General features: G+C 45.4%; 9 protein-coding genes. 2 read left to right on the top strand and 7 right to left on the bottom strand.

All coding sequences use genetic code 11. The annotated features are described in order from the left end of the window. Positions 1 to 170 precede the first annotated feature (170 nt). The 7 genes from rlmD to S2091_RS20295 all read right to left on the bottom strand — a co-directional run bounded on the left by rlmD (position 171) and on the right by S2091_RS20295 (position 7,456). On the bottom strand, positions 171 to 1,493 hold the full coding sequence (rlmD, locus tag S2091_RS20325; protein ID WP_423828253.1) for a 23S rRNA (uracil(1939)-C(5))-methyltransferase RlmD: 1,323 nt from the start codon (positions 1,491 to 1,493) through the stop codon (positions 171 to 173). Positions 1,494 to 1,724: 231 nt separating this feature from the next. Then, entirely contained in the window at positions 1,725 to 2,732 is a 1,008-nt protein-coding gene (gene rpoS, locus S2091_RS20320; protein ID WP_105533798.1) for an RNA polymerase sigma factor RpoS, read from the bottom strand. Between the two features lie 40 nt (positions 2,733 to 2,772). Next, complete coding sequence (locus tag S2091_RS20315; RefSeq protein ID WP_105533804.1) at positions 2,773 to 3,717, bottom strand: peptidoglycan DD-metalloendopeptidase family protein; 945 nt, start codon at positions 3,715 to 3,717, stop codon at positions 2,773 to 2,775. A 17-nt stretch (positions 3,718 to 3,734) separates the two neighbouring features. Continuing rightward, positions 3,735 to 4,649 (bottom strand): protein-L-isoaspartate(D-aspartate) O-methyltransferase, encoded by a 915-nt coding sequence (locus S2091_RS20310; RefSeq protein ID WP_105533797.1) that lies wholly within the window; start codon positions 4,647 to 4,649, stop codon positions 3,735 to 3,737. After that, entirely contained in the window at positions 4,646 to 5,383 is a 738-nt protein-coding gene (gene surE, locus S2091_RS20305) for a 5'/3'-nucleotidase SurE (protein ID WP_105533796.1), read from the bottom strand. The genes S2091_RS20310 and surE overlap by 4 nt, the downstream gene beginning before the upstream one ends. Positions 5,384 to 5,457: 74 nt before the next feature. Further along, on the bottom strand, positions 5,458 to 5,796 hold the full coding sequence (locus S2091_RS20300) for a P-II family nitrogen regulator (RefSeq protein WP_105533795.1): 339 nt from the start codon (positions 5,794 to 5,796) through the stop codon (positions 5,458 to 5,460). A 49-nt stretch (positions 5,797 to 5,845) separates the two neighbouring features. After that, positions 5,846 to 7,456 carry an NAD+ synthase gene (locus S2091_RS20295; protein ID WP_105533794.1) on the bottom strand — a complete coding sequence of 537 codons (1,611 nt, stop codon included), beginning with the start codon at positions 7,454 to 7,456 and terminating at the stop codon, positions 5,846 to 5,848. Between the two features lie 18 nt (positions 7,457 to 7,474). Here S2091_RS20295 and S2091_RS20290 point away from each other — a divergent pair, with 18 nt between their 5' ends. Then, positions 7,475 to 8,641, top strand: coding sequence for a GNAT family N-acetyltransferase (locus S2091_RS20290; RefSeq protein WP_105533793.1), 1,167 nt, complete (start codon positions 7,475 to 7,477; stop codon positions 8,639 to 8,641). A 388-nt stretch (positions 8,642 to 9,029) separates the two neighbouring features. Next, positions 9,030 to 10,058, top strand: coding sequence for a serine/threonine protein kinase (locus tag S2091_RS20285; protein ID WP_105533792.1), 1,029 nt, complete (start codon positions 9,030 to 9,032; stop codon positions 10,056 to 10,058). Positions 10,059 to 10,071: the final 13 nt, after the last annotated feature.

The raw sequence follows: 10,071 nt of genomic DNA, 5'->3' as shown, positions 1-10,071 counted from the left end.
CGGCTTTATAACCCGTTGAACCTTCCTGATACCGTTTAACAACGGCTAGTTTGAATTGCTTTGAATACTTACTCATGAAAACACCCCAAAAGTTTGGACGGATGTCCAACTTTTGGGGTGCAGTTCAAAAAGTCGGCATTTTTATTGTTTATTTGCAAAACCCACCTGATTTATTTCAAATCAAACACTGCCATCGACTCAACATGCGAAGTATGCGGAAACATATTCACAACTCCAGCATAACTCGTCACATAACCGGCCTTAACTAACAAGCCGGCATCACGCGCCAGCGTTCCTGGGCTGCAAGACACATAAACGATGCGGCGCGGCATAAATTCTGGATCTATCTTCGCCAATTGAATCAATGCCTCACACAAAGCCATCGCGCCATCGCGCGGAGGATCAACTAAATAGCGATCAAATTTACCTAACACCAGTAAATCTTCAGCAGTGATTTCAAATAAGTTACGCGTGCTAAAACTGGTTTTATCGGACAATCCGTTAGCCACCGCATTTTCCAAGGCGCGTTCGGTCAGCACCGTGCTACCTTCTATGCCAACCACTTCCCTGGCCTGAGTCGCTAACGGCAAAGTGAAATTACCCAAGCCGCAAAATAAATCAGCGATACGCTCATGCGGCTGCACATCCAATAAACGCAGTGCACGTACCACCATCACTCGATTGATGTGATGATTTACCTGGGTAAAGTCAGTTGGCTTAAATGGCATTTTCACGCCAAATTCAGGCAGTAAATAATGCAATTGCGGCGTTACCGGGTAATATATTTCAACCGTTTCCAACCCTTTAGTCTGCAACCACCATTGCACTTTGTATTTATCGGCAAAGGCTTTTAACAGCACTTCATCGGCAGCGCTCATCGGCTTCATAATACGCAGCACCATCGCAGTTACATCTTCACCCACAGCCAGCTCAATTTGCGGCAAATCATTAACGATAGAAAGCTGTGCAATCAATTCACGTAACGGCATTAACATCGCTGAAACGTGCGGCGGTAATATTTCACAGGTTTCGGTATTGGCGACGTAGCGTGATTTTTTTTCATGAAAACCAACTAGCACGATGCCTTTTTTAAGCACGTTGCGCACCGATAGCCTGGCGCGATAACGATAACCCCAAGTTGGGCCATAAATTGGCCGCAACATTGTATCTGCCTTCACTTTACTGATGTGCCAAAGACTATCTTCCAATACCCGCTGCTTGATAGCGACTTGGGCATCTGCCGTTAAATGCTGCATGGAGCAACCGCCGCACAAGCCAAAATAACTGCATTTTGGTTTTACGCGCTGCGATGATTCTTGATGCAACTCGGTCATCAAGGCATTTTCCCAATGCGCTTTTTTTCGATAAGTTTGAACACTAACTACTTCGCCGGGCAATGCGCCATCGACAAAGACAACCTTACCATCAGTGCCATCTTCATTTTGCAAATGACCGATGCCACGAGCATCCATATCAAGTGCGGTAATTTTCATTTTAGTGTCGGACATAAGCTTAAATAAGAGCAAAGGTGCTGACTTAGCTGTCAACACAAAGCAGACACTTTTTGACTGTGTCTGCTTTTGATTAATTAAAATACTAAGGGGGTTTATTGCGCGTCCGCTTAAATAGCCAGGACAAGGGTGGCGAGTATAACAGGGAACACGATTTACCAAAACTAAAGGGCACCGCAGTGCCCTTCATGCTTAAAACGAATAATCATTAAATCACAACAAAGCGTCACGTGCTACGCCGCGTGAAGAGAATGAGCGTTTCAGTTTAATTAATGCTTCTTGCTGAATCTGGCGGATCCGCTCACGGGTTACACCCATTTCTTCGGCCAGTGTTTCTAGTGTTGCGGGATCATCATTATCCAAACCAAAGCGACGCATGATAACCACCCGTTGCTTGTCCGGCAATTTTGAAAGCCAATCCCTGACTAATACGCTAAGTTCATGGCGTTCAGCCCGGCTGTCTGGACCGTCATCGCTTTCACCGGGCAGCATATCCATCAAACTCGATTGCGGATCATTATCCAGTGGCATATCCAATGAAGTTGCATGTTCCGACAATGCCAAAATATCTTGCACTTCGCCCATAGGGCGTCCAACCAGATTAGCTATATCCTCTAAAGCAGCATCACGACCGTCATGATGTTGTGCTTCCAGATGATATTTGGCACGCAAAATCTGGTTCAATTCGCGCACCACATGCACGGGCAAACGAATTGTGCGTGCCTGATTCATGATGGCGCGTTCAATACTTTGTCTAATCCACCATGTGGCATAAGTAGAAAATCGAAACCCGCGTTCTGGTTCAAATTTATCAATGGCGTGCATTAATCCTAAATTACCTTCTTCGATCATATCTAATAAGGCAACGCCACGATTGATGTAATGTTTTGCAATCGAGACAACCAGTCGCAAGTTATGCTCGATCATTTTTTGGCGGGCTACAAAATCACCTTTTTTAGCCAAGGTCGCGCAAATCAACTCTTCCGGCGCAGTGAGCAACGGACGAGTGCCGATTTGATTTAAATAATATTGGGTGGTATCTGTGGATAATTCTGCTGCTAACACCGTTTTTAATTCATCTACTGGTTCAACGACAGCTTCTTTTGCCTCCGCTGCATCGCACTCATCATTTGAACCATCCGACAACTCAACTTCACGTAAATCTTCCGATGCTTCTTCGGACAACTCATCTTCTGTAAGGAGACTGTGCTTGGCTGTCATGGCATTTACTCGCGGTTAGGTTGATGGAATTTCTCCCTTGTCATCGACCCGGTAAAAATTTCATCGGATCGACTGGCTTGCCTTGCTGACGTATCTCAAAATGCAATTTCACTACACCACTGTCACTATCCGAATTTCCCATCTCAGCGATTTTTTGGCCTTTACTAATAATTTGCTTTTCTTTCACTACAATCAGTTTGTTATGAGCATAAGCAGATAACAAGTTATTGGAATGTTTAATAATCACCAAATTACCGTAGCCACGAATACCACTACCGGCATACATAACCGTTCCGGCTGCGGCGGCATAAATATCTTGTCCCAATTTTCCAGAGACATCTATCCCCTTACTCTTGTTATCGTCAAAGTTTGCAACAACTTTACCGTCAACAGGCCAAACCCACACAATTTCATCAACTATTACCGGATCTACCGTTTTTTCTGCTGTTTTATCAATTGGCTTAGCAATTACTTTTGCGGATGATGCATCGGCAGTTTCATTTTTTTGCAAATCAGCTAAGGCTGCATCAGAATAAGGACGCTTATCAGCGCGTGGTGCATTTTTATTATTACCAGATGGAGCACTGGCTACAGCGCCGGCACCCAACGGCCGAACTTCAACCCCACTTGGGCTAGCAACTCCGGTAGTTTGTCCTCCCGAACCAGCATCTGGTGGAGCAACTCGAAGAACCTGCCCCACTTTAATATCATTTGGATTAGCTAAATTATTCCAAGTGACGATATCACTATAACTTTGCCCTTTATCCAAAGCGATCCGATATAAGGTGTCGCCTTTTTTAACCACGTATTGCGACTGCAGATCTTCCGCTTTTGCACCTGTTGCCGGAGTTCCTCCGGGCCCAGCCTGATTTTTATTCGCTTGCGGATTACGATCTTCAATTGGCGCTCGCACTGTCGTCGTGCCACACGCCGCTAAAACGCTGCTAACCACCAAAAATAAGGTTACATTTTTTATACTTTTCATGCGGTTACATTTCATCTTTATATAATGCCTGAACACAAAGGTACGAAATAACATTCTTCCAGTACCGACCGGGTCCAGTCTGCGTTTCCAGTACGTTCAATTAGTTGCAACACTTGTTGCTTCTCCCCTACGGGAGCAATTAAACGACCACCAATAGCCAATTGCTGCAATAAAGCGGTTGGAATTTGCATTCCGGCCGCCGCTAAGATAATACCGTCAAACGGTGCTACCTGTGGCAAACCGTGCATACCATCACCATAATGCAATCGTAAATTTGCAATTCGAAGAGAACGCAAATTTTTCTTGGCTAATTCATGCAATAGCTTAATGCGCTCTATCGAGTAGACGTTTTCGCTCAACTGCGCGAGAACCGCCGCTTGATAGCCACAGCCAGTGCCTATTTCTAAAACATTGCTGAGTACTCGGCCATTGCGCATAATTTCAATCATGCGCGCAACGATATAAGGCTGCGAAATGGTTTGCTGATGGCCTATCGGCAAAGAAGCATCAATGTATGCCTGCCCACTTAAGCCTGACTCAATAAATTGATGCCGAGGCACAGCGCCCATGGCCGCCAAAACTACTTCATCGCGCACCCCTTGCTTCACCAGGCGAGCCACCATGGCACGACGTGGTGCATCTGAAATGATGGGAACATTCACCATTTTATGGTGAGACTCATTTCTATGTTCAGCAGTAACTTCCGCGCTTCCCCCGCCCCGTGTTGACGTCGCGTGCTGCAGCACATTGTGCGGCAAACTGTTTTTTATCGACGCCTCATCATTTCTTACTTCATGTTGTCGCACATTTTGGGTGGCCGTTTGCGGTGTTGCAACCGATAACAGTGAACTCGTCGATTGCTGCGCGCGGTTAGACGATTTATTTTCTAGCGACGACAAGGGAAGCGGGAATTTACGGTTTTTTGCTGTCATTGCCAAACCTTTTTTAATTCCAGCAATTGCTGTGTATGCGTTAAATCAACCTGGAGCGGCGTTACTGACACATACCCTTGCGCCACCGCATGAAAATCAGTCCCTTCACTTGCATCTTTTGCTGCTCCTGGCGGACCTATCCAATAAATAGGATTACCGCGCGGATCAGCCGATTTAATGACGGGCTCAGATTGGTGCCGCCGCCCCAAACGAGTAACTTGCACACCTTTAATGTCAGCATAATGGCAGTTAGGAATGTTCACGTTCAGCAAATACGGCTTATGCAGATCATCTAACTTATGCTTCACCAAATTCAGTGCAAATCGGGCAGCATCATCAATAAATCCCCAGCCTTTTTCCGCTTGCGAAAAAGCGATCGCTGGAATCCCAAACAAAAAACCTTCAGTCGCTGCGGCTACTGTTCCAGAGTAAAGAGTGTCGTCGCCCATATTTTGCCCCTGATTAATCCCTGACACAATCAGATCAGGGCGATAATCTAACAAGCCCGTCAACGCAATATGTACGCAATCGGACGGCGTTCCGTCTACAAAGTAAACGTTATCGCCTGCCTTGGAAACCGACAAAGGCTTATCAAGCGTCAGCGCGTTAGAAGCGCCAGAACGATTACGCTCAGGTGCAACGACCACAACCTCTGCAATTTTAGACATAGCATCCGCTAAGGCTAATAAACCAGGTGCTAAATAACCGTCATCATTACTAATCAGAATTTTCATTGTTCTATTCTAACTCATGCCCTTGCAGCAACAAAACTCATCGCTTAGTTAAATCACCTCATTAGATCACTTAGTTAGATCGCTTCAGAGCCAGTTTCGCCGGTACGAATCCGCACAACTTGCTCTATGTTTTGCACAAAAATCTTACCATCACCGATTTTTCCAGTACGTGCTGCTTTGATGATCGCGTCCACGGCGTTTTCAACCGCTAAATCATCCACGACCACTTCCACTTTAATTTTCGGTAAAAAATCGACGACGTATTCAGCACCACGATATAACTCCGTATGCCCTTTCTGTCGTCCAAAGCCTTTTACCTCCGTCACCGTTAATCCTGTTACACCGACTTCCGCCAAGGATTCACGTACTTCATCGAGTTTAAATGGCTTAATAATGGCAGTAATTTGTTTCATGTTGTGCTCCGTAATTATAAATATGGGTAAAGTGCATGCGTATTAAAAATTAATCTCGAAACTTGGACGTAATCGGGTAACGCCAGTCACGGCCAAAGGCGCGATGTGTAACGCGAATGCCGACTGGCGACTGACGCCGTTTATATTCATTGATCTTAATTAAACGAGTGATACGGTCAACATCTTGTTGCTGATAACCAGCTTTAACGATCTGTTCAGTAGAGCAATTTTCTTCCATATGCATCTGCATAATGCCATCCAAGATTTCATATGGCGGTAAAGAATCTTGATCGGTTTGGTCGGGACGCAATTCGGCCGAAGGCGGACGAGTTAAAATCCGCTCAGGAATGACTAAGCTTAAGCTATTTCGATAAGCACACAAACGATATACCAAGGTTTTAGCGATATCTTTTAATACTGCAAAACCGCCGGCCATGTCACCGTACAAAGTACAGTAACCGACTGCCATTTCGCTCTTATTTCCAGTCGTCAACACAATCGAGCCATGTTTATTCGATAAAGCCATCAACAGCGTGCCACGGATTCTGGCCTGAATATTTTCTTCTGTAGCATCCAGCGGCAATCCCTCAAATTCTTGCGCCAAAGTCGCCGTGAATGCACTAAAACACGGGTTAATTGAAATTTCATCGTAGCGTACGCCCAGCTTGTCGACCATCTCACGTGAATCCAGCCATGAAATTTCTGCCGTGTAGGGTGACGGCATCATCACTGCGCGCACTTTATCTGCGCCTAACGCATCAACGGCAATCGCCAAGGTCAAGGCAGAATCGACTCCGCCTGACATGCCTAACAACACGCTAGGGAAGCCATTTTTACCGATGTAATCACGCACCCCCAATACCAAGGCTTGATACACTTGCGCTTCCACTGACAGTTCCGGCGCTATCACGCCCGCTTGGGGAGTTGCTCCGGCAAATTCAATAATTTGCAGGTCTTCCTGAGCATGTTTTAATTGCGCCTGAATCTGCCCCTGACTATCCAGCACAAACGAATTACCATCAAAAATCAATTCATCCTGCCCGCCCACCAAATTGGCATACACCAGAGCCATGCCTTGCTGTGTCACATTGTCGCGCATGACCTGATAACGCAAATGCTGTTTATTCATATGAAATGGCGAGCCATTCAAAACCAACAACACCTGTGCACCGGCTATTTTTGCTTGTGTTGGTACAGCGGCACTCCAAGTGTCTTCGCATATAGTTACGCCAAACTTGACGTTTTCAAACTCAAACACCAACGCGTCTTGGCCAGCGTCAAAGTAACGCTTTTCATCAAACACATGCCCATTCGGCAGATCTTGTTTACAGTAGCTTGCTTGAATTCGTCCATTAACTAACAGCGAAGCGGCATTATAGCGACGACCATCCTTCATTAAAGGATGTCCGACCAAAACATGCAGATTAGGGAATTCAGCCAACTGGGTAGCGAGCTCATTTAAGGCCGCTTGACTGGCGGAATAAAAAGAGTCGCGTAATAACAGGTCTTCCGGTGGATAACCTACCAAAGATAATTCGGGTGTGAGTACAATATGCGCACCTTGCTGATAGGCGCGACGGGAAAAATTTAAAATATGCGCAGCATTGCCGGATAAGTCACCGAGCGTGCTATTCATTTGAACTACTGCAAGCTTAATCATGAGGAAGACTATTTATTTATGCAATTAGCGAATTATCGCACGGCTGTGATTAAAAATTTATCAGAAATTTCAGCCGGCCAATGGGAACAATTGCGCACAGCCGCGTTTAATGGCGATGCAAATCCTTTTTTGTCCTACGCTTATTTAAGCGCATTGGAAGAATCCGGCTGCGCCTGTGCTGCAACCGGCTGGAGCACCCATTTTTTAACCATTTGGCAAGGCGACCAGCTACATGCTGCGCTGCCCATGTATTTAAAAAGCCATTCCTACGGCGAATATGTGTTTGACTGGGCTTGGGCGCAGGCTTTTGAAGAACATAATTTACCTTATTACCCCAAATTATTAGCAGCGATTCCCTTTACGCCAGTAACTGGACCGCGCTTATTGGCGCTGAATGAGCCCGCCATGCGCGCGCTGTTAAACGCACTAGTTCAGCACAGCGAATCTGGCCTGACATCTTCATGCCATATATTGTTCACCCCAGAACAGCAGGCCCAACAATTGCAAGAAGCAGGATTTATGCCGCGCTTCGGGGTGCAATTTCATTGGACGAACTTTGGCTATCGCGATTTCTCTGATTTTTTAGCCCAATTAGAAGCTAAAAAACGCAAAAACATTTTGGCAGAACGCCGCAAAGTCCGTGACGCTGGAATTCACTTCACCGTCAAAGTGGGGCAGCAAATTAGCGCTTCAGATTGGGGATTTTTTGTTAAATGCTACAACAGCACCTATCGTCAACATGGTGGATCAGGCTATTTGAATTTAGATTTCTTCTTAAGAATCGCAGCCAGCATGCCGCAAAATTTACTGATGATTACCGCAATTCGAGATAGGCAGCCGATTGCCGCGTCACTGTTATTTCATAACGAGCAAACAGTCTATGGCCGTTATTGGGGCTGTGTGGAATACCACCCTTGCCTGCATTTTGAAACCGCTTACTACCAACCGATGGAATTTTGCATTGCCAACAACATTCGCCATTTTGACGGCGGAGCGCAAGGCGAACACAAAATGGCGCGTGGCTTTTTACCAAAGACCACCTATTCTGTACATAAAATAAGTCATCCCGCTTTTGCCGATGCGGTGGAGCGATTCTTAGTACGGGAGCAAGTTGGTATAAATTCTTACATTAATGAATTACATGAGCACAATCCGTTTGCAGTGCGCTCAAAAAATACCATATAATCAATAACTTAATGAATTGCAACTTGTTGCAATTCATTACAACTGTTAAAAATGCGCTACAAATATACTCCCTGGCTTTAGCACTTACTTCCCACCTGTTTTAGTCGTCTTAGAGCATTAAGAAGCTAGTTATTCAATAGTATCTAATTAGCGCTAGGTTATATATTGAATATAATCCTATTTTATTATTTTATACCCCCGTATGTTTTTAACGAAAATTCATTAATAAAACGGCTTCTATACAGAAGCAATTTGACCTTAACAATATTTTACAGAATAATACTTTCCGCACAGAAAATAATAAAAGGGCTTACACATAGTGTTCCAGCAGGGCAATATAACGCAGCTGGAGGTGCTATGCATAAGTCCTTGATCAAACCAAACCACTATGAATCCAAGTTCTAGCTTCATCACCCCAGGAATGGCCCCGATAAAAAAGGTTGGCCGTTTTTTACTGTACCGCGAACTCGGGCGCGGCGCGATTGGAACTGTCTATTTTGGCCATGATCCGGTAATTGATCGCGATGTCGCGATTAAAATATTTCACAATCTACCTTCAGCGCATGAAAAGAAACAACGCGATCAAATATTTATGAATGAGGCGCGTGCGGCAGGTCGTTTATCGCACCCGAATATCATTACTATTTTTGATGCGGCAACGGATGCAAACGTCAGCTTTATCGCAATGGAGTATTTGCAAGGGCAGGATTTGCGCCAATTTTTAGCGGATAACAAGCCTCTACCCTACTTAATTGCCGCGCAAATGCTGCAAAGGATCGCTGAAGGTCTTGAATATGCACACAGCGAAGGCGTCATTCATCGCGATATCAAGCCGGCCAATATCTTCATACAAGAAAATATGCAAGCCAAATTGGTGGACTTTGGGATCGCGCGTGCGGTGAAGCGTGAAACGTCTGAGGGCAATAAAGACCAGCCTGCCACACTGTTTAACAATAATATCCTTGGCACACCCAATTACATGTCGCCGGAACAGGCGCAGGCCAAACCGGTGGATAAGTTAACCGATATTTATTCATTCGGCGCTGTAATGTATGAAATGCTGGTGCGTCAAAAGCCGTTCCAATCACGCGATATGGATAGCTTGATACACATGATTGTGCATAAACAAATCAAGGCACCGCACGAGACAAACCCAGAAATCCCTCTCGTTTTGTCGCGCATCGTGATGAAAGCCATGTCAAAACAGCCGGAGAAACGCTATCAGTCCGCTGCGGAAATCGCGCTTGAATTACGACGTTATGTACTCACGGAAAAACGCGAGCAAAAAATAGACGCGTCAAAAGGCAATCAGTCCGATAAAAAAACCGGCGAACCCTACGGTCGATTATTTTGGCTGAGCTGCATTGCCATCACAATTGCTGCTTTTGTGGTGGTAAGCTCTTGGCTTGGGAAGTGATGCGTCAGGCAGG

Origin of the sequence: Solimicrobium silvestre (genome assembly GCF_002976435.1) — a bacterium.
Lineage (GTDB): Bacteria > Pseudomonadota > Gammaproteobacteria > Burkholderiales > Burkholderiaceae_D > Solimicrobium > Solimicrobium silvestre.
Note: the sequence above shows the minus strand (reverse complement) of the source record. Positions and strands in the feature narration are given on the sequence as shown.